Origin of the sequence: Stenotrophomonas sp. RIT309, assembly GCF_000632045.1 — a bacterium.
GTDB classification, from domain to species: domain Bacteria; phylum Pseudomonadota; class Gammaproteobacteria; order Xanthomonadales; family Xanthomonadaceae; genus Stenotrophomonas; species Stenotrophomonas indicatrix.
The window spans coordinates 49,396-67,900 of the sequence record NZ_JFYS01000003.1 but is presented as its reverse complement, the minus strand read 5'-3'; the positions used below and the strand labels follow the sequence as shown (position 1 = coordinate 67,900).

Sequence of the window (18,505 nt, the reverse complement as noted above, 5' to 3'; positions counted from 1 at the left end):
TCTTTCCGCAATCTGGATATCGCATGGACCTCGAAGACACCCGCAACCTGTTCACCAACCTTCGCGAGAACACCGACTGGGACCTGGACGCCCCGCTGCTGTGGGGGTACTTCTTCGTGCACTCCACCGCCGAGCCGCTGCACGCACTGGCCACCCACCTGCAGGCACAGGGTTATGTGCTGGTGGAAGTGTTCGAGCAGGAGCCGGAAGACGGTGAGGCTGCATTCCACGTGCTGCATGTGGAGCGCGTGGAAGTGCACGACGAAACCTCGCTGGACAAGCGAAACCAGGAACTGAGCGCGCTGGCCACGCAGATGGGCGTGGAAGACTACGACGGCATGGACGTCGGCCCGGCGCCGACCCTGCAGTAACGCCCGCATCCGGTAGTGCCGGCCGCTGGCCGGCAACGCTCGATGCGTTGGATCAACGGAGATGCCGGCCAGCGGCCGGCACTACCGCAGGATCAGCGCAGCTTGGCCAGTGCCTGGCCCAGCTGTACCGGATGCTCGGCATCCAGATGCGGGGCGAATTCGGCCACGCCCGGCGGCAGCAGCACGATCACGGTCGAGCCGTAATTGAAGCGCGCCATCTCTTCGAAGCGCTGCAGCGTGATGCCGCGGCCCCGGTAATCCTTGCGGGTGATGCGGTCGCCGTAGTGCGGAATCTCTTCGCCGCTCCACACCGTTTCCACGCCCGACACCAGCAGCGCACCGACCATCACGCTGACCATCGGGCCGAAGCTGGTATCGAAATGGCAGACCAGGCGTTCGTTGCGTGCGAACAGGCCAGGCACGTTGTTCACCGCGGCCGGGCCGACGCTAAACAGGCGACCGGGCACGTGCACGGTTTCGCGCAGGGTTCCGGTCCACGGCATGTGCACGCGGTGGTAGTCGCGCGGCGACAGGTACACCGTGGCATACAGGCCCTCGTTGAACGGCTTGGCGTCCTCGGCGCTGCCCAACAGCTCGGCGGCGGTGAACGACTGCCCCTTGGCCTGGAAGATGCGCCCGGCGTCGATCTTTCCGAGCTGGCTGATGCGGCCGTCCGCCGGCATCACCAGGCTGCGCGGATCGGCATCGGCCACGCGCGCGCCGGGTTTCAGCGCGCGGGTGAAGAACTGGTTGAAGGTCGGGTAGCTGCGCGGGTCCGGATTGGCCGCTTCATCCAGGTTGACGTTGAACTTGCGGGTGACCGTGTCGATCAGCCAGCGCGATACGCGCGGGTTGTCCGAGTACGCCAGCGAACGCGCCATCGAGGACAGCAGGCGGTGGGGCAGGACGTACGTCAGGGCGGTGGTCAGACTCATGGGGCGGATTTCTCGGTCAGCTTCTGCAGGTCGCGGGCGATCGCCGGCGCATTGAACGGGGGCCGCACCAGGCCGGCGAGCCGGCCCTGCGGATCGAGCACGGCCAGGCTGGCGGAGTGCTCGAGGGTGTAATCCTCGGGATTCTCGTCGAAGTGCTTGCCCGGCACCTTCTGGAACACGAAGCCCAGCGAGGTGGCAAAGCGCTCCAGCGAGGGAATGTCGGCGGTCGCTGCCAGGGTGTCCTTGTGGAAGCCATGGGCGTACTCGCCCAGGCGCGTGGCGGTGTCGCGCTCCGGGTCGACCGAGACGAACAGCACGCGCGGGCGCAGGCCGTCGGGCAGGGCTTCCCACTGGTTCTGCGCCCCGGCCAGCTCGGCCAGGGTGGTCGGGCAGACGTCTGGACAGAACGTGAAGCCGAGGAACACCAGGGTCCAGTGGCCCTTCAGTTCGCCGGGAATCAGGCGCGTGCCGTCGGACTGGGCCAGGTTGTAGTCGGGCAGGGTGCGCGGCTGCGGGTACAGGGTGATCGCTTCGGTGGCCGGCTGCCCGGCCGGCGGCTTCGGCGCGAACACCTGCTGGGCGGCGAGCAGGCCAAGGCCCGCCGCCAGGGCGATCAGCAGGATGATGCCGACGTTGCGATTGAACATGGGATTCCGCCGCAGGAAGTGGCCACCATCATACCGGCTGCGGCTGGATCGTTTCTGCCGCAACGGATGCCGGCGCAGGCGGCAACCCCTATAATCGGGGGCCACTTTGCCCGCAGTACCGCCATGACCGCTGAAACGGCCGCCGAACTCCATACGATCATCGATCTGATCCGCTACGGCACCAGCCGTTTCAATGCTGCGGGCCTGACCTTCGGGCACAGCTACGACAATGCCCTGGACGAGGCCACCCAGCTGGTGCTGCACGGCCTGCACCTGCCGCACGACCTCGGCCCGGCCTACGGCCAGGCGCGCCTGCTGCGCGAAGAGAAGCTGGCGGTGCTGGAGCTGTTCCAGCGCCGCATCGACGAGCGCATCCCGGCTGCCTACCTGACCGGTGAAGCCTGGTTCGCCGGCCTCAGCTTCAAGAGCGACACGCGCGCCCTGGTGCCGCGTTCGCCGATCGCCGAACTGATCGAGTGCGGCTTCGAGCCGTGGCTGGCCGGCCGCGATGTCAACCGCGCGCTGGACCTGTGCACCGGTTCGGGCTGCATCGCCATCGCCATGGGCCACTACTACCCGAACTGGGAAGTGGACGGCGTGGACCTCAGCGATGAGGCGCTGTCACTGGCCGAAGAGAACAAGGAACGCCTGCAGGCGCACAACGTGACCCTGCTGAAGTCGGACCTGTTCAACGGCCTGACCGGTCGCCACTACGACCTGATCGTCACCAACCCGCCGTACGTCACCAACGACGAGACCGACGCCCTGCCGCAGGAATACTCCTACGAGCCGGAGATGGGCCTGCGTGCCGGCGACGACGGCCTGGACCTGGTGCTGAAGATCCTGCGCGACGCGCCGCTGCACCTGAGCGAGGACGGCCTGCTGATCTGTGAAGTGGGCGAATCCGAACAGCACCTGATCAAGCTGCTGCCGGAAGTGGATTTCGCCTGGGTCGAATTCAAGGTCGGCCAGATGGGCATCTTCGCGGTCGAGTGCCGCGAGCTGATCGCCCACAGCGCGCGCATCACCGAACTGGCGGCGCAGCGCCCGTGAGCTCCAATTCGTTCGGCAAGCTGTTCACCGTCACCACGTTCGGCGAATCGCACGGGCCGGCCATCGGCTGCGTGATCGATGGCTGCCCGCCGGGGCTGGCGCTGGACGCGGCCGAATTCAACCATGACCTGCAGCGTCGCGCCACCGGCAAGAGCCGGCATACGTCGGCGCGGCGCGAGACCGACGAGGTCGAGATCCTGTCCGGGGTGTACGAGGGCCTGACCACCGGCACTCCGATCGCGCTGCTGATCCGCAACACCGACCAGCGCAGCAAGGACTACAGCAACATCGGCCAGCAGTTCCGTCCGGGGCATGCCGACTACAGCTACTGGCACAAGTACGGCATCCGCGACCCGCGCGGCGGTGGCCGCTCCTCGGCGCGCGAGACCACCATGCGCGTGGCTGCTGGCGTGGTCGCCAAGAAATGGCTGGCCGAGCGTTTCGGCATCACCGTGCGCGGCTACCTGTCGCAGCTGGGCGGGATCACTCCGGCCGGTTTCGACTGGTCGGTAGTCGAGGAGAATCCGTTCTTCTGGCCGCACGCCGCACAGGTGCCCGAGCTGGAGGCGTACATGGATGCGCTGCGCAAGTCCGGCGATTCGGTCGGTGCCTGCGTGGACGTGATCGCCGACAATGTACCGCCGGGCTGGGGCGAGCCGATCTACGGCAAGCTTGATGGCGAGCTCGCGGCCGCACTGATGAGCATCAACGCGGTGAAGGGCGTGGAGATCGGCGACGGTTTCGCCAGCGCCATGCAGAAGGGCACCGAACACCGTGACCTGCTGACTCCGCAGGGTTTTGCCAGCAATCATGCCGGCGGCATTCTCGGTGGCATTTCCACCGGCCAGCCGGTGGTCGCCTCGATGGTGCTCAAGCCGACTTCCAGCCTGCGCCTGCCCGGTGAATCGCTGGATACGGCCGGCAATGTGGTGGAGGTGGTCACCACCGGCCGCCATGATCCCTGCGTCGGCATCCGCGCCACGCCCATCGCCGAGGCGATGATGGCCCTGGTGCTGATGGACCAGGCGCTGCGCCACCGCGCGCAGTGCGGCGATGTCGGCACCATCACTCCGCGCATTCCCGGCCAGCTTGATGGCTGATACGCGGCCGACGGTATGGGTGAGCCAGCCGCTGATCGACGCGGCCATCGCGCCGTTGCGCGATCGCGTGCAGCTGCGCACCACCGATACCGTCACCGCCTGGTCGCCACAGCAGATCGCCGCGCAGCTGGCGGACGTTGACGGGGCGATCATCACCCTCAACGAACGCATCGGTGCGACCCAGGTCGCCGATGCCGCGCAGTTGAAGTTGATCGCCAATGTCGGCGTCGGCTACAACAATCTGGATGTCGACGCGCTCAGCGCCGCCGGCATTCTCGCCAGCAACACCCCGGACGTTCTCACCGAGACCACCGCCGATCTCGGCTTTGCGCTGTTGATGGCCACCGCGCGCCGGATCACCGAATCCGAGCGCTGGCTGCGCGAGGGCCAGTGGGGGCAGTGGTCGTTCCAGACCATGCTGGGGGCCGACATCCATGGCAGCACGCTGGGCATCCTCGGCATGGGCCGCATCGGCCAGGGCATCGCCCGTCGCGGCGCGCACGGCTTCGGCATGAAGGTGCTCTACCACAACCGTTCGCGGCTGCCGGCCGATACCGAAGCCGCGCTCGGAGCGACCTACGTGGATCTGGACACGCTGCTGGCGCAGTCCGACCATCTGTTGACCGTGTTGCCATACACCGCCGCCTCGCACCACATCATCGACGCCGCCGCGCTGGCCAGGATGAAGCCGTCTGCCACCCTGGTGAACATCGCCCGCGGCGGCATCGTCGACGAACTGGCGTTGGCCGATGCACTGGCCAACGGTCGCCTGGCGGCGGCCGGCCTGGATGTCTACGAAGGCGAACCGAACGTGCGGCCGGAACTGCTGGCCCTGCGCAACATCGTGCTGACCCCGCATATCGGCAGCGCATCGCTGGCCACGCGTACGGCCATGGTGCAGATGGCCGTGGACAATCTGCTGGCCGGGCTTGGCCTGGATGGCAGCCCGTCGCGCATGCCGAGCGCGATCAACGCCGACGCGGCCCTTGCCGCGCGCGCGACCTCGGACAAAAAAAGCGGGAAACGATAGGGAACCTCCGCGCATCCATCCGAGGAGGCTCCCCGAACCCAGCTGTCGTGCGTGAGTTTTCCCCCTTCCCGTTTTCGTGAGAGTTCCCCCATGAGCAATGCACAACGCAGCTTCCACGTCGCCATCGTCGGCGCCACCGGCGCGGTCGGCGAGACCATGCTGGCCATCCTGGCCGAGCGCGATTTCCCGGTCGGCACCCTGAGCCTGCTCGCTTCCGAGCGCTCGGCCGGCGGCGAAGTCGAATACAACGGCAACAAGGTCAGGATCCAGGACCTGGCCACTTTCGACCCGAGTGGCGTGGAAATCGCCCTGTTCTCGGCCGGTGGCAGCGTGTCCAAGGAATACGCCCCGAAGTTCGCTGCCGCTGGCGCGGTGGTGATCGACAACTCCTCGGCCTTCCGTTACGACGATGACGTGCCGCTGGTGGTGTCGGAGGTCAATCCGGACCAGGTCGCCAACCGTCCGCGCGGCATCATCGCCAACCCGAACTGCTCGACCATGCAGATGCTGGTCGCGCTGGCACCGCTGCACCGCAAGTACGGCATCGAGCGCATCAACGTGTCCACCTACCAGTCGGTATCCGGTGGTGGCCGTTCGGCACTGGAAGAACTGGGCAAGCAGACCGGCCAGCTGCTGAGCTTCCAGGAAATCGATCCGCAGCGTTTCCCGGTGCAGATCGCCTTCAACCTGATCCCGCACATCGACGACTTCCTGGACAACGGCTTCACCAAGGAAGAGATGAAGCTGGTCTGGGAGACGCGCAAGATCCTGGGCGACGACAGCATCCTCGTGAACCCGACCGCGGTGCGCGTGCCGGTGTTCTACGGCCACTCCGAATCGGTGGCGATCGAAACCCGTGACAAGGTGACCGTCGCCGAAGCGCGCGCGCTGCTGGAACAGTCGCCGGGCATCGAGGTGGTGGATCGTCACGAGGCCGGTGGCTACCCGACGCCGGTCACCCATGCCTCGGGCACCGACGCGGTGTACGTCGGCCGCATCCGCGAGGACCTGTCGCATCCGCGCGGCCTGAACCTGTGGATCGTGTCGGACAACGTGCGCAAGGGCGCAGCCCTCAACGCGGTGCAGCTGGCCGAGCTGGTCGCCGCCGAGAAGCGCTGATCCCCGCTGTTGCCTGACCGGTAGTGCCGGCCGCTGGCCGGCACTAGCGCAGTCCGCCTCCCCGGTGGGTGCGGACCGTGGTCCGCACGCTTTATAGTGTCGCCCATGAATAAACGAGCCAAGGGCGCACGGCGTCCGCTCACCTGTCTTTCCGCCGCGCTGCTGGCCCTGGTCAGCAGTTCGGCCATGGCCCTGGGCCTGGGCGACATCCGGGTCCTGTCCAAGCCGGGACAGCCGTTGCTGGCCGAGATCCCGGTGATCTCGGCCGATCCGTCCGAACTTGAGAACCTGCGCGTCGCGCTCGCTTCGCCGGTCACCTTCGAGCGCGTTGGCCTGCAGCGCCCGGCGGGTCTGGTCAGCGAACTGCAGTTCGAGCTGACCCGCAATGCGCAGGGCAGGGCGGTGGTGCGGGTGACCTCGCAGACGCCAGTGGAAACACCCTCGTTGAGCTTCCTGGTCGAGGCCGACTGGGGCCAGGGCCGGCTGGTGCGTGAGTACTCGGCGCTGGTCGATGCACCGGCCAGTGCACTGGCCGTGGCCGAACCGGAAATCGTCGCGCCGGCCGGCGTGCTGTCGGACACCATCGTCCGTGATGCGCCTGCCGCCGCTGCAACCGCACCCGAGCCGGCACCGGTCACGCCGGCTGCCGCACCTGCTGCACCGCGTCCACGGGCTGCGTCACCTGCACCTGCACCTGCACCTGCACCAGCGCTCGCTGCAGACGGCAGTGTGACCGTGCAGCGCGGACAGACGCTTTCGCAGATCGCCGGCTCGCTGGCCCGTGGCAATCAGATCAGTCGCGACCGGGCGATGATCGCGCTGTTGCGTGCCAACCCCGAAGCCTTCATCCGTGGCAACGTCAACCTGCTCAAGCAGGGCGCGGTGCTGCGCATGCCGGGCGATACCGCACTGGCCGCGGTGGATGCGGCCGAGGCCACCGCGCTGGTCCGCGAACATGCCGCGCAGTGGCGGCAGGCACGCACCGTGCCACAGCCGGCTGGCGCCGCGATGCCGGTGGCCAAGGCCGATGGCGCTGCTTCTTCCCCGGCTGCGGCCACCGGGGCACGACTTGAAATCGCTCCGGCGCTGGCATCCGACGCCGCGCACGCGGGCACAACCACCGGCACCAGTGCCGGCAGCGAGGGTGACATGCTGGGCAACGAACAACTGCGCCAGGCCAAGGAGGACATCGCCACCCGCGATGCCGAAATCGGCGATCTGAAGCAGCGCGTGGCGGAGCTGGAGAAGCTCAAGGAGCAGCAGCAGTCCCTGATCGCGATGAAGGACAACGACCTGGCCGCCGCGCAGCAGCGTTTGGCCCAGGCGCCCGGTGCGCCCGGCGCTGGCACGCCCTGGTACTGGCTGGGCCTGCCGCTGCTCGTGCTGGTTGCCCTGGGCGCCTGGCTGCTGCGTCGTCGCAAGCCCTCGCCGCTGCCGCCGCTGCGCGATGAACACGATGCCGCCGGCCTGGCAGCAGCGCTGCCGGCAGGTGCCGCGCTGGATACCCTGACCGAACAGGACGCCGGGGTGAACTTCGCTGCCGATGGCGGTCGCCAGGAACCGGCGATGCCGGCCTGGGCTGCCACTGCCGACCATGACGTGCCGGCTGCGGACATCCATGAGGATGCCTCGCCGGCCGAGTGGCGGGCGGGTGAGCTTGATGAAGACGAACGGGTTGAACTGCCTGCTGCGGTGAACGATCTGCCGCGTTGGGACGATCCTGCCGGCGCGGCTGCGGTGGCGCCCATCGAGCCAGCCGAGGTGGCCGTGCCCGAATACGCGCTGCAGGCCGAACAGGAGCCGCAGTTCCGCGGTGTGTTCGATCTGCCGGCCGAACCGCATGAGCATGAGACGGCTGCACCGGTCGACCTGCACGACGACCGTGCTGCCGCCGAGGACGCCGTCGGGTCTGCTGCAGACAATGGCCATGACTGGGCACCGCGTATCGGCCAGGAGCGGCTGGAACTGGCCATCGCCTATCTGGACCTGGGCGACGCGCAGACCGCGCGCACCCTGCTGCAGGAGGTTGCCGAAGGGGGTGACCTGCATTGCCAGGCGCAGGCCCGCGAACTGCTGGCGCGTCTGCCCTGACACCCTTTCGACAAGGACCTGCGATGACCCGCGAACGCCGTCTCGACTATGTTGAATTCGCCTCGAGCGACCCGGCTGCGAGCCGCGCGTTCTTCGAGGTCGTGTTCGGCTGGTCGTTTGTCGATTACGGCAGCGACTACACCGCTTTCGATGATGGCCGCCTGCAGGGAGGCTTCTTCCGTGGCCAACCACAACGTGCCAGCGAAGGCGCGCCACTGCTGGTGCTGTATGCCGACCAGCTGGCGCCGATGGAAGCGGCGGTGCGTGCGGCCGGTGGTCAGATCGTGCGGACCGTGTTCTCTTTCCCTGGCGGCAGCCGTTTCCAGTTCGTCGAGCCCGGTGGCAACGAACTGGCGGTCTGGTCCGAGCGCGACCCGGCCTGAGCGCCGCCCCACCCGCAATATCGAGGTAGCACATGCGTTACGCGCTCGGCGTCGAGTACGACGGCAGCGATTTCAGGGGCTGGCAGAACCTGGGCGAGGGCGGACCCAGCGTCCAGGCCAGCCTGGAACAGGCCCTGTCATCGGTGGCCGATACCCCGCTGCAGGTGGTCTGCGCCGGCCGCACCGATGCCGGCGTGCACGGCCAGTGCCAGGTCGTGCACTTCGACACCGACGTAGTACGTGATCCGCGCGCGTGGATGCTCGGCACCACCACCCGCCTGCCGCGTTCGATCGCCGTGCGCTGGTGCGTGCCGGTGGCCGACGATTTCCATGCCCGTTTCTCCGCCCGCGCACGACGTTATCGCTACCGCCTGCTCAATCGCGAAGTGCGCCCGGCGCTGGGCCGGCAGACCCTGAGCTGGGAGCGGCGCCCGCTCGATGCCGAGCGCATGCACCTGGCCGGACAGGCCCTGCTGGGCGAGAACGATTTCAGCGCCTTCCGCTCGGTCCAGTGCCAGGCCCTGCATGCCCGGCGAGAGCTGCAGTCGCTGCAGGTCAGCCGCCACGACGACGTCATCGAGGTGGCGGTGCGCGGCAATGCATTCCTTCATCACATGGTCCGCAATATCGTCGGTTCGTTGATACTGGTCGGCAGTGGCGAGCAGCCGGTGGAGTGGATCGCCGAACTGCTGGCCGGGCGCGACCGCACCGTGGCCGGTCCCACCGCTCCTCCGCAGGGACTGGTGTTCCTGGGGCCGCTGTACCCCGACAACTGGCATCTGCCCGCCGAGGTAACGCTATGAGCCGCTCCTACTACCGTACCCGCATCAAGTTCTGTGGCATGACCCGTGCCGGCGACGTGCGCCTGGCCGGCGAGCTGGGCGTGGATGCGGTGGGCTTCATCTTCGCCCGCGAGAGCAGCCGCCGGGTCGCGCCGGCCGAAGCGCGCGCGATGCGCCAGGCCATCGCACCGATGGTCGACGTGGTGGCGTTGTTCCGCAACAACAGCAGGGAAGAAGTGCGCGAGGTGCTGCGTACCGTGCGGCCGACCCTGCTGCAGTTCCATGGCGAGGAAGACGAGAGCTTCTGCCGCAGCTTCAACATGCCTTACCTGAAGGCGATCGCCATGGGCGGGCGCGAGGAGATCAATGCGCGCACCCTGCAGCTGCGCTACCCCAGCGCCGCCGGCTTCCTGTTCGACAGCCATGCGCCGGGCGGCGGCGGCGGTACCGGCGTGGCCTTCGACTGGTCGCGTATCCCCACCGGCCTGCACCGGCCGTTCCTGCTGGCCGGAGGCCTGACGCCGGAGAACGTGCATGACGCCGTGCTGGCGACCCTGCCGTGGGGCGTGGATGTCTCCAGTGGCATCGAACTGGAGCCGGGCATCAAGGACGGCTACAAGATGCGCACGTTCGTGGAAGAAGTCCGGCGCTCCGATTGCGCCGTGCTGGATTGAGACACGGTCACTTCCGAGGTGTCCGGTCTTCACATTTGAGCCTGCACACCCTCTTCACATAGGATGATCCCCAAGCGTGCTGGCCATGAGGGCCGGCACGAGGATCGACGGAGCCGCTGGTGGCGTGCTCCGAACGGGCGCCTGGCGCCCCCGCCCAGGAAGGCAAGCGATGCAGGAATTCCTAACCGTCGTACTCGGTTATCCGACCCTCCCGTACAGCGTCGCGCTGGCGGTGGCGGTTCTGTATTGGGGGATTGCCGCCTTTGGCCTGGTCGATGACGGTTTCGGCGAGGCCGGTGCCGATGGCGCCCTTGAAGGCGATGCCCATCTCAGTGGCCTGTCAGCGCTGCTGGCGCGCTGGGGCCTGGGCGGCGTGCCGCTCATGGTGGTGGTGACGCTGCTGAGCCTGTTCGCCTGGACCCTCACCTACTTCATCCATCTGTACCTGCTGCTGCCGTTGCCCGACCTGCTGCGCTGGTCATTGGGCACCGTCGTGGCGGTGCTCGCACCCCTGCCGGCGGTGCCGGTCACCGCGCTGCTGCTGCGTCCCATCCGCCGCTTCCTGCTGCGCCTGCGCCCGGTGCCGCAGGCCTCGCTGCTGGGCCGGGTCGGCGTGGTCGCTTCGCCGAAGGTCGACGCACGCAGTGGCCATGCCACCGTCGATGACGGCGGTGCCGGCCTGGTCCTGCAGATCCGCAGCGACATCGAACTGCAGCGCGGCGAGCGCATCGTGCTGGTCGAGCACGTGGCTGCACAACACCATTACCGGGTGGTCCGCGCCGACGCGGTCGCCCTCGACTTCCAGGACAACCTGCTTCCGGGCAACAAGGAGAAACATCAATGACGTTGGCATCCGTGCTCCCCTTCCTGATCATCGTGGGCGGCGTCCTCGCCCTCCTGCTCGGCGTGGCGGGCCTGTTCAAGGCGTTCTACCGCAAGGTCGACCAGGGCGTGGCCCTGATCGTCAACGACATGAGTTCCACCCCGAAAGTGCATTTCACCGGTGCGCTGATCATTCCCGTGCTGTACCGCGCCGAGCTGATGCGGATCAGCCTGATCACCCTGCAGATCGACCGCCGCGGCAAGGAAGGCCTGATCTGCCGCGACAACATGCGCGCCGACATCGCCGTGGCGTTCTACCTGCGCGTCAACGAGACCCAGGCCGACGTACTGCGCGTGGCCAAGGCGATCGGCGCCGACCGCGCGTCGGACAAGCATGCCGTCGATGAGCTGTTCAACGCCAAGTTCTCCGAAGCACTGAAGACGGTCGGCAAGAAGTTCGATTTCACCGAGCTGTTCGAGAAGCGCCAGGAATTCCGCGACGAGATCATCGCGGTGATCGGCAACGACCTCAATGGGTATGTGCTGGAAGACGTGGCCATCGACTACCTGGAGCAGACCCCGAAGTCGCTGCTGGACCAGTTCAACATCCTCGACGCGCAGGGCATCCGCAAGATCACCGAACTGACCGCTGCGCAGAACGTGGTGACCAACGAGCTGGAGCAGAACGAGAAGCTGGCCATCACCAAGAAGAACGTCGAAGCCCGCGAAGCACTGTTGGCCCTTGAACGGCAGCAGGCCGAGGCCGAGGCACGGCAGAAGCGCGAGATCGAAACCATCCGTGCGCGCGAGGAAGCCGAGACCGCCAAGGTGCAGGAAGAGCAGCGCCAGTTGTCCGAGAACGCCCGCATCGAAGCACAGCAGGTGATCGACATCCGCGAGCAGAACCGCATGCGCGAAGTTGAAGTGGCCGAGCAGAACCGCCAGCGCGCCGTGGCCATCGAAGCCGAGCGCGTCGAGCGCGCACGCCAGCTGGAGCAGGTCACCACCGACCGCGAAGTGCAGCTGCAGGGCGTGGAGCGCGACAAGGTGGTCGAGCAGGGCAAGATGGACGTGGCCAACATCACCCGCGAACGCATCTCCATCGACAAGACCGTGGCGCAGGAAGAAGAGCGCATCAAGGAAGTGCGCGAAGTCTCCGAGGCCGACCGCCAGAAGCAGGTGTTGATCCTGGAAGCCGAGGCGAAAGCGCAGGAATCGCTGGTGCGCGAAGTGAAGGAAGCACAGGCCCGCGAAACCGCCTCCAAGCATCGCGCGGTGGAACTGACCACGCTGGCGCAGGCCGAGCACGAAGCCGCCGGCAAGCAGGCCGAGGCCAAGCGCCTGCTGGCCGACGCCTTCCGCGCCGAGCAGGCCGCACCCGGCCTGGCCGAAGCGCAGGTACGCGAAGCGTCGGCGCTGGCCATCGAAAAGGTCGGCATCGCCGAGGCGCGCGTGATCGAAGCCAAGGCCGAAGCGAACCTGAAGCAGGGCAGCAACGAGGCGCGCGTGCTGGCCGAGACGCTGCAGGCACAGGCACAGGGCGAGGAGAAGATGGGCCTGGCCCGCGCCACCGCCACCGAATCGCTGGGCAACGCCGAAGCCGGCGTGGTGCAGAAGAAGCTGTTGGCCGAGGCCGAGGGCCTGGTCCGCAAGTTCGAGGCCATCGCCTCGCTGAGCGACCAGGCGCGCGGCCATGAAGAATTCCGCATGATGCTGGACAACAGCCTGAAGCAGGCGCTGGCCTCGATCGAAGCCGGCAAGGAAGTCTCGCGCGAGAACGCCGGCGTCATCGCCAGCGCGCTGCGCAACGCCGACATCGACCTGGTTGGCGGCGACGGCGGCATGTTCGAGAACCTGATCAAGGCGGTTTCGCTGGGCAAGTCGATCGAAGGCTTCGCCGGCAAGAGTCCGATCGTGCAGGACCTGATGCAGCGCTACCTGGGCGTCAACGTGGCCGACAATGCACCGCGGAAGATCGCCGAGGACGCGGAGACCGTGCCCGTCGCGGCGACCGTTGTGGTCGACAGCGCGCGCTGATCCACCCGGCGATGGCCATCGCCATCGCCCACCCGTGCCGGCCGCATCGACGGCCGGCCGTCCGTGAGCCGGAACCCTGCTGATGTCCGAAACCAAACCGTCCACCGAGTCCGCCGCACCAGAGGCTGCCGGCGATACCGTCGACCAGGCCGTAGCCCAGGGCGGCGCCTATGAAGTCCTGCGGCGCCGTCTCGGCGAACAGGGCCAGCGCCTGCAGGCCGTTGCCGAGCAGCTGAACCGCCAGCGCCTGGCCGAGTTCGGCGACAGCCGCCTGGAGGTGGTCGGCCGTTTCCGTATCCGCAGCGAGAACAACTGTGTCGGCCGCGACATCGTCCAGGTCGGCCCGGATCGCCTGCTGTTCGGCTACAACGTGTTCATCGGGCTCAAGACCCAGACCCGCATCGAAGATGTGTTCGGTCTGTACCGGCTGGTACAGGGCGCTGATGGCTACGACGTCGCTGCCCTTGAACTGAAGGGCAGTTTCCTCGACCAGCCCGGCTTCGTGCATGACTTCAACGAGCTGTACGCGTACTACAAGCATGCGCGCCTGCTGCAGCTGATCGTGGTGGGCGACAAGCTGCTTGCCTCGTTCCAGATCGGCGAGCGCAGCAGCGACGTGCGCGTGTTCCGCTGGGCGTTGTCACGCGAAGGTGAACTGACCTATCTCGATGCGCGCGGCGAGCGTGACATCGCCTTGCCGCCACCCTTCGATTTCGAATGGACCCGCGCCACGCGCGACCTTGCCGTCAACGGCCGCCATTCGCATCTGAACATCCTCGATACCCTGTTCGTGGAAACCACCGGTGGCGATCTCACCATCAAGGTGGAAAACAACACCGAAACCGGGCAGGGCATCTACAGCGAACCGGTGGAGGACAGCACGCAGTCGCTGGACGATGCCCAGTTCGAGTTCGCCCGGGTCGGCTCGCTGGTGCTGCTGAAAGTGCTGCCCTACCGCGAAACCGAATGGCGCGGACTGATCTACAACACGCTTACCGGCGACATCGTGCGCAACGATGCCATCGTCCAGGCCTGCGTGCAGCTGCCCGAAGACCACGGCATCATCTTCCCCGGCGGCTATTACCTGCAGGGTGGCGAGCACAAGGCGTTCGACGCCTCGATGGATGGCATGCAGTTCAAGCGCAGCATCCGTTCGCCCAACGGCGAGGACGTGCTGTACATCTTCTACGAGCGCGAAGGCGGTCGTTCGGCGCTGTTCGTCTACAACACCATCCAGCGCGTGCTGCAGAACCCCGTGTTCGGCCACGGCTATGCCTTCATGCAGGACGGGCGCATGGTGCTGTTCCATGCCGAAGGCACCGAGCCGACCCGCATCCATCCGATGCAGGTCTGGCAGACGCCCTTCAGCAGCGATGAGTTCGCCGCAAGCCGTCCGCCCGGCAATACCTTCATGGGGCGCATCGGCAACGCCGAGCTGGTTCGCGGCATCTCCAACCTGTTCAACCTGGCGCGCGAGATCGACGGCCAGGATGTATCGGTGCAGCGCTACCAGCGCCTGGTAGCCGACACCCGGCGGCTTTTCGATGCGCATCATTGGCTGGGTGACGAGGCCTGCGATGGCGCCGAGGCCCTGCTGCGGCAGATCAGCGCCACCGGCGAATCGGTGCTGGACGAATACGAAAAGGTGCAGTCGATCCGCCAGCAGTCGGCCCAGGCAATGGCCGAGGCCGAGGCCACGCACAAGGCGCTGCTGGGCCGGCTGCAGCCGGAAAACTGGAACGAGGTGCAGGCCTTCGTCGAAGCGCTCAACGCGATCACCGCACTGCGCGGTCGACTGCTGACCATCCGCGAACTGCGCTACATCGATACCGCGCGCATCGAGGCGATGGCCGCCGAACTTGTGCAGGCGCACGACCGTGTCGGCGCCGCCACCGGTACCTTCCTTGCCGGCGATGCAGCACTGGCCCCCTTGACCGCCCGCATGCAGGCGCTGGACGACGCCGCACAGCAGGCCGCCAGTGCACGCCAGCTGGATGAGCAGCTGGACGGCCTGCGCGGCATGGCCGGCGATCTGGACATGCTGTCCGAGCTGATGGCCGGACTGAAGGTCGACGATGCGACCGCGCGCACCCGCGTGGTCGAATCCATCTCGCTGCTGTACGGGCGCCTGAACCAGGCACGCGCACGCGCCGAACAGCGCCGCAAGTCGCTGGGTTCGGCCGAAGCCGTGGCCCAGTTCGCCGCCCAGTTCGCCCTGTTCTCGCAGTCGATCACCAGCGCGCTGGCGATGGCCAGCGACCCTGAGCGGGCCGACGAACAGTTGTCGCGCCTGCTGGTGCAGCTGGAAGAACTGGAAAGCCAGTTCGGCGAGCACGAGCAGTTCCTCGGCGACATCCTGAGCAAGCGCGAAGAGCTGGTCGAAGCCTTCGATACGCACAAGCAGGCCCTGCTGGATGATCGCCAGCGCAAGGCGCGCTCGGTGCTCGATGCCGCCAACCGCATCCTTGATGGCCTCGGAAAGCGTACCGAGCGGTTCGGCACGGCCGACGAGCTCAACGCTTTCTTCGCCGGCGATCCGCTGATCCTCAAGCTGCGTGAACTGGCCGAGCGCCTGCGTGCGCTGCGCGACAACGTCAAGGCAGACGATGTCGAGGCGCGCCTGAAGGGCGTGCGCGACCAGGCCGTGCGCCAGCTGCGCGACCGCAGCGACCTGTACGAGGCCGGCGGCAACGTGGTCCGCCTTGGCCCGCGCCATCGATTCAGCGTGAACACCCAGGCGCTGGACCTGACCCTGCTGCCACGGGGTGAAACCCTTGCCATCCACCTCACCGGCACCGATTTCCTGGAGACCCTGCACGATCCCGAGCTTGATGCGCTCAAGCCGTTCTGGCCGGTGACCCTGGATTCGGAATCGGCAGCGATCTACCGTGGCGAATACCTGGCCGGGTGCCTGTTGCTGGCTGCGGAGGAGGGCCGCGATGGCCTGGACCTGGGCCAGCTGCAGCACGATGCAGCCGAACCGGAAGCGCTGGGCCAGCGGGTCCGCGCCTTTGCCGCGCCCCGTTACCGCGAGGGCTACGAGCGCGGTATCCATGACCATGACGCCGCCCTGATCCTGCGCGCGCTGTTGCCGCTGCAGCAGGCCGCCGGACCGCTGCGGCATTCGCCCCATGTGCGTGCGTTGGCACTGCTGTTCTGGGCCGCGCGGCAACGCGATGAAGCCGTGGCGCAGTGGCCCGGCCGGCAGGCTGGTGCCGAGGCCATCGCGCGCCTGTTCGGTTCCGATGAGGGGCGCCAGGCCCTGCGTGCGGAAATGGCCAAGGCGCTGCATGACCATGCACTCGCGCATGCACTGCCGTTTGACGCCGCCGCCGCCGATGCAGCAGCGGCATACCTGGGCGAAGAACTGGTGGCCGGCGAGCCGGTGTTCAGCACCAGCCGGCACGCGCAGGCATTGCTTGACGCGCTGTCGCAGCAACTGGAGCAGGCTGGCCAGCGTGATGCGCTTGAACGTGCGCTGCAGCGCTCGCAGGATCCGCTGGCCATGCGTTGGGCATTGGCCGGACAATGGCTGCGGGCGCTCGCCGGGCTGCCGGCACAGTCGGCGCATGCCGGCTATGTCGAAGAAGCGGCGGCATTGCTGCTGGTGCAGCGACAGCTGCGCACCCGTGCCAGCGATGCACCGCTGCAGGCGGAGGTCAGCGGCCTGCTGGGTGAACACGCCCGCATCCACAACGGCAGCCTGACCGTGTCGCTGGACGATTTCCTGGCACGCCTGCAGCATCACCTGCAGGCGTTCGTACCGGCCTTCCATGCCTATCAGGCGGTGCGCCAGGGCATCATCGGTCGCGAACGCGAAACCCTGCGGCTGTCGGAGTTCAAGGCCCGGCCGTTGTCTTCCTTCGTGCGCAACAAGCTGATCAACGACGTATATCTCGGCGTGATCGGTGACAACCTGGCCAAGCAGATGGGTACCGTTGGCGAGAACAAGCGCAGCGACCTGATGGGCCTGCTGATGATGATCTCGCCGCCCGGCTACGGCAAAACCACGTTGATGGAGTACGTGGCGCATCGCCTCGGCCTGGTCTTCATGAAGATCAACGGCCCGGCGCTGGGCCACGAAGTGCGGTCGCTGGATCCGCAGCAGGCACCGGACGCCACCTCGCGGCAGGAGCTGGAAAAGCTCAACCTGGCGCTGGAGATGGGCAACAACACCATGCTGTATGTCGATGACATCCAGCACACGCACCCCGAGTTCCTGCAGAAGTTCATCTCGCTGTGCGATGGCACGCGCCGCATCGAGGGCGTATGGCGCGGCCGTACGCGCACCTACGACATGCGTGGCAAGAAGTTCTGCGTGGTCATGGCCGGCAACCCGTACACCGAATCCGGCGAAGTGTTCAAGATTCCGGACATGCTGGCCAACCGTGCCGACATCTACAACCTGGGCGATGTGCTCGGTGGCATGGAAGCAGCCTTCACGCTCAGCTACATCGAGAACAGCCTGACTTCCAACCCGGTATTGGCGCCGCTGGCCACGCGCGAGATGGCCGACCTGTACCTGCTGGTCGACCGCGCGATGGACAAGGATGTGTCCACCAACGGCCTGAGCCACGCCTACAGCGGCGCCGAGATCAACGAGATCACCGCCACCCTGCAGCGCATGCTGCAGGTCCGCGATGTGGTCTACAAGGTCAACCAGCAGTACATCGCCAGCGCTGCCCAGGATGACCGCTATCGCACCGAGCCGCCCTTCCGCCTGCAGGGCAGCTACCGCAACATGAACAAGCTGGCGGAGAAGATTTCGCCGGTGATGAATGACGACGAGCTGCAGCAGCTGATCTCCGACCACTACCTGGGCGAAGCGCAGCTGCTGACCACCGGTGCCGAAGAGAATCTGCTGAAGCTGGCCGAGCTGCGTGGCGTGCTCGATGAAGAACGCGCGCATCGCTGGGCGCAGATCAAGCGTGATTTCCTGCGCAACAAGGCAATGGGCGCCGGCGACAGTGATGTCGGTGGCCGCGTGGTCGCGCAGCTGGCCGACATCGCCAGTGCGTTGCAGCTGCCACCGCCGCCGCCGCCGGCAGAGGTGGCCGTCGTACCGGAGCCTGCGCCATGGCCGGCCCTGCTGGCAGCGCTGCAGCGCCTGGCCGATGCACGTCCGGCCAGCGCGCCGGCTGCCGCCGTACCGCAGGCCGCAGCCACGCCATTGGCCGAAGACCTGCAGGCTGGTCTGGCACCGCTGCTGCAGCTGCTGGTCGCCTCGCAGGAACAGCAGGTGCAGTTGTCGCAGACGTTGGCGGCGTTTGCCGGGTGGGCCCGGCAGCAGGTAACTGCCGATGTGGCCACGACCGACACGCGTCGCCGCCCGCGGGTGCGTCGTGCAGCGACTCCGGAAGAACGTGCGCTGGACGAAGCGTTGATGCGCCACTTCTACGGTGAATCATTACCGCCGGAAACGGTGGCTGATGACGGCCCACGGCCGCCGCCACTGCCGTGA

General features: G+C 67.1%; 14 protein-coding genes. 12 read left to right on the top strand and 2 right to left on the bottom strand.

All coding sequences use genetic code 11. From position 1 onward, the window contains the following. Window positions 1-23: 23 nt before the first annotated feature. A complete protein-coding gene (locus BW38_RS17550; protein WP_025876137.1) occupies window positions 24-371 on the top strand; it encodes a ribonuclease E inhibitor RraB in 348 nt (115 codons plus the stop codon). Between the two features lie 92 nt (window positions 372-463). On the opposite strand, the gene asd is transcribed toward BW38_RS17550, so the two are convergent. Beyond that, window positions 464-1,306, bottom strand: a complete 843-nt coding sequence (gene asd, locus BW38_RS17555) for an archaetidylserine decarboxylase (RefSeq protein WP_025876139.1) — start codon at window positions 1,304-1,306, stop codon at window positions 464-466. Continuing rightward, on the bottom strand, window positions 1,303-1,953 hold the full coding sequence (locus BW38_RS17560; RefSeq protein WP_032975016.1) for an SCO family protein: 651 nt from the start codon (window positions 1,951-1,953) through the stop codon (window positions 1,303-1,305). Before BW38_RS17560 ends, asd begins: the two co-directional genes overlap by 4 nt. A 123-nt stretch (window positions 1,954-2,076) precedes the next feature. On the opposite strand from BW38_RS17560, the gene prmB reads away from it, so the two are divergent. The 11 genes from prmB to BW38_RS17615 all read left to right on the top strand — a co-directional run bounded on the left by prmB (window position 2,077) and on the right by BW38_RS17615 (window position 18,505). After that, on the top strand, window positions 2,077-3,006 hold the full coding sequence (prmB, locus tag BW38_RS17565; RefSeq protein WP_025876143.1) for a 50S ribosomal protein L3 N(5)-glutamine methyltransferase: 930 nt from the start codon (window positions 2,077-2,079) through the stop codon (window positions 3,004-3,006). Beyond that, entirely contained in the window at window positions 3,003-4,106 is a 1,104-nt protein-coding gene (gene aroC, locus BW38_RS17570; RefSeq protein WP_032975015.1) for a chorismate synthase, read from the top strand. Before prmB ends, aroC begins: the two co-directional genes overlap by 4 nt. Further along, the gene (locus BW38_RS17575; protein ID WP_032975014.1) at window positions 4,099-5,136 is read left to right on the top strand and encodes a D-glycerate dehydrogenase; all 1,038 of its coding nucleotides are present in this window, start codon (window positions 4,099-4,101) and stop codon (window positions 5,134-5,136) included. The genes aroC and BW38_RS17575 overlap by 8 nt, the downstream gene beginning before the upstream one ends. Window positions 5,137-5,226: 90 nt before the next feature. After that, the gene (locus tag BW38_RS17580) at window positions 5,227-6,255 is read left to right on the top strand and encodes an aspartate-semialdehyde dehydrogenase (protein WP_032975013.1); all 1,029 of its coding nucleotides are present in this window, start codon (window positions 5,227-5,229) and stop codon (window positions 6,253-6,255) included. 105 nt (window positions 6,256-6,360) lie between these two features. Further along, the gene (locus tag BW38_RS17585; RefSeq protein WP_032975012.1) at window positions 6,361-8,346 is read left to right on the top strand and encodes a FimV/HubP family polar landmark protein; all 1,986 of its coding nucleotides are present in this window, start codon (window positions 6,361-6,363) and stop codon (window positions 8,344-8,346) included. Between the two features lie 23 nt (window positions 8,347-8,369). Further along, a complete protein-coding gene (locus tag BW38_RS17590; protein ID WP_025876153.1) occupies window positions 8,370-8,729 on the top strand; it encodes a VOC family protein in 360 nt (119 codons plus the stop codon). A 32-nt stretch (window positions 8,730-8,761) separates the two neighbouring features. Further along, complete coding sequence (gene truA, locus BW38_RS17595; RefSeq protein ID WP_025876154.1) at window positions 8,762-9,532, top strand: tRNA pseudouridine(38-40) synthase TruA; 771 nt, start codon at window positions 8,762-8,764, stop codon at window positions 9,530-9,532. Continuing rightward, a complete protein-coding gene (locus BW38_RS17600; protein ID WP_025876155.1) occupies window positions 9,529-10,185 on the top strand; it encodes a phosphoribosylanthranilate isomerase in 657 nt (218 codons plus the stop codon). Before truA ends, BW38_RS17600 begins: the two co-directional genes overlap by 4 nt. 169 nt (window positions 10,186-10,354) lie before the next feature. Continuing rightward, complete coding sequence (locus BW38_RS17605; protein WP_032975011.1) at window positions 10,355-11,029, top strand: DUF1449 family protein; 675 nt, start codon at window positions 10,355-10,357, stop codon at window positions 11,027-11,029. Continuing rightward, window positions 11,026-13,044: a hypothetical protein gene (locus BW38_RS17610; RefSeq protein ID WP_032975010.1), complete on the top strand. Its 2,019-nt coding sequence runs from the start codon at window positions 11,026-11,028 to the stop codon at window positions 13,042-13,044. Before BW38_RS17605 ends, BW38_RS17610 begins: the two co-directional genes overlap by 4 nt. Before the next feature lie 82 nt (window positions 13,045-13,126). After that, window positions 13,127-18,505: a DNA repair ATPase gene (locus BW38_RS17615; RefSeq protein ID WP_032975009.1), complete on the top strand. Its 5,379-nt coding sequence runs from the start codon at window positions 13,127-13,129 to the stop codon at window positions 18,503-18,505.

What these genes read in the sequence shown, in the direction of transcription:
- BW38_RS17550 (WP_025876137.1), top strand. Translation starts at nt 24, where the DNA reads ATGGACCTCGAAGACACCCGCAACCTGTTCACCAACCTTCGCGAGAAC.
- asd (WP_025876139.1), bottom strand. Translation starts at nt 1,306, where the DNA reads ATGAGTCTGACCACCGCCCTGACGTACGTCCTGCCCCACCGCCTGCTG.
- BW38_RS17560 (WP_032975016.1), bottom strand. Translation starts at nt 1,953, where the DNA reads ATGTTCAATCGCAACGTCGGCATCATCCTGCTGATCGCCCTGGCGGCG.
- prmB (WP_025876143.1), top strand. Translation starts at nt 2,077, where the DNA reads ATGACCGCTGAAACGGCCGCCGAACTCCATACGATCATCGATCTGATC.
- BW38_RS17575 (WP_032975014.1), top strand. Translation starts at nt 4,099, where the DNA reads ATGGCTGATACGCGGCCGACGGTATGGGTGAGCCAGCCGCTGATCGAC.
- BW38_RS17580 (WP_032975013.1), top strand. Translation starts at nt 5,227, where the DNA reads ATGAGCAATGCACAACGCAGCTTCCACGTCGCCATCGTCGGCGCCACC.
- BW38_RS17585 (WP_032975012.1), top strand. Translation starts at nt 6,361, where the DNA reads ATGAATAAACGAGCCAAGGGCGCACGGCGTCCGCTCACCTGTCTTTCC.
- BW38_RS17590 (WP_025876153.1), top strand. Translation starts at nt 8,370, where the DNA reads ATGACCCGCGAACGCCGTCTCGACTATGTTGAATTCGCCTCGAGCGAC.
- truA (WP_025876154.1), top strand. Translation starts at nt 8,762, where the DNA reads ATGCGTTACGCGCTCGGCGTCGAGTACGACGGCAGCGATTTCAGGGGC.
- BW38_RS17600 (WP_025876155.1), top strand. Translation starts at nt 9,529, where the DNA reads ATGAGCCGCTCCTACTACCGTACCCGCATCAAGTTCTGTGGCATGACC.
- BW38_RS17605 (WP_032975011.1), top strand. Translation starts at nt 10,355, where the DNA reads ATGCAGGAATTCCTAACCGTCGTACTCGGTTATCCGACCCTCCCGTAC.
- BW38_RS17610 (WP_032975010.1), top strand. Translation starts at nt 11,026, where the DNA reads ATGACGTTGGCATCCGTGCTCCCCTTCCTGATCATCGTGGGCGGCGTC.
- BW38_RS17615 (WP_032975009.1), top strand. Translation starts at nt 13,127, where the DNA reads ATGTCCGAAACCAAACCGTCCACCGAGTCCGCCGCACCAGAGGCTGCC.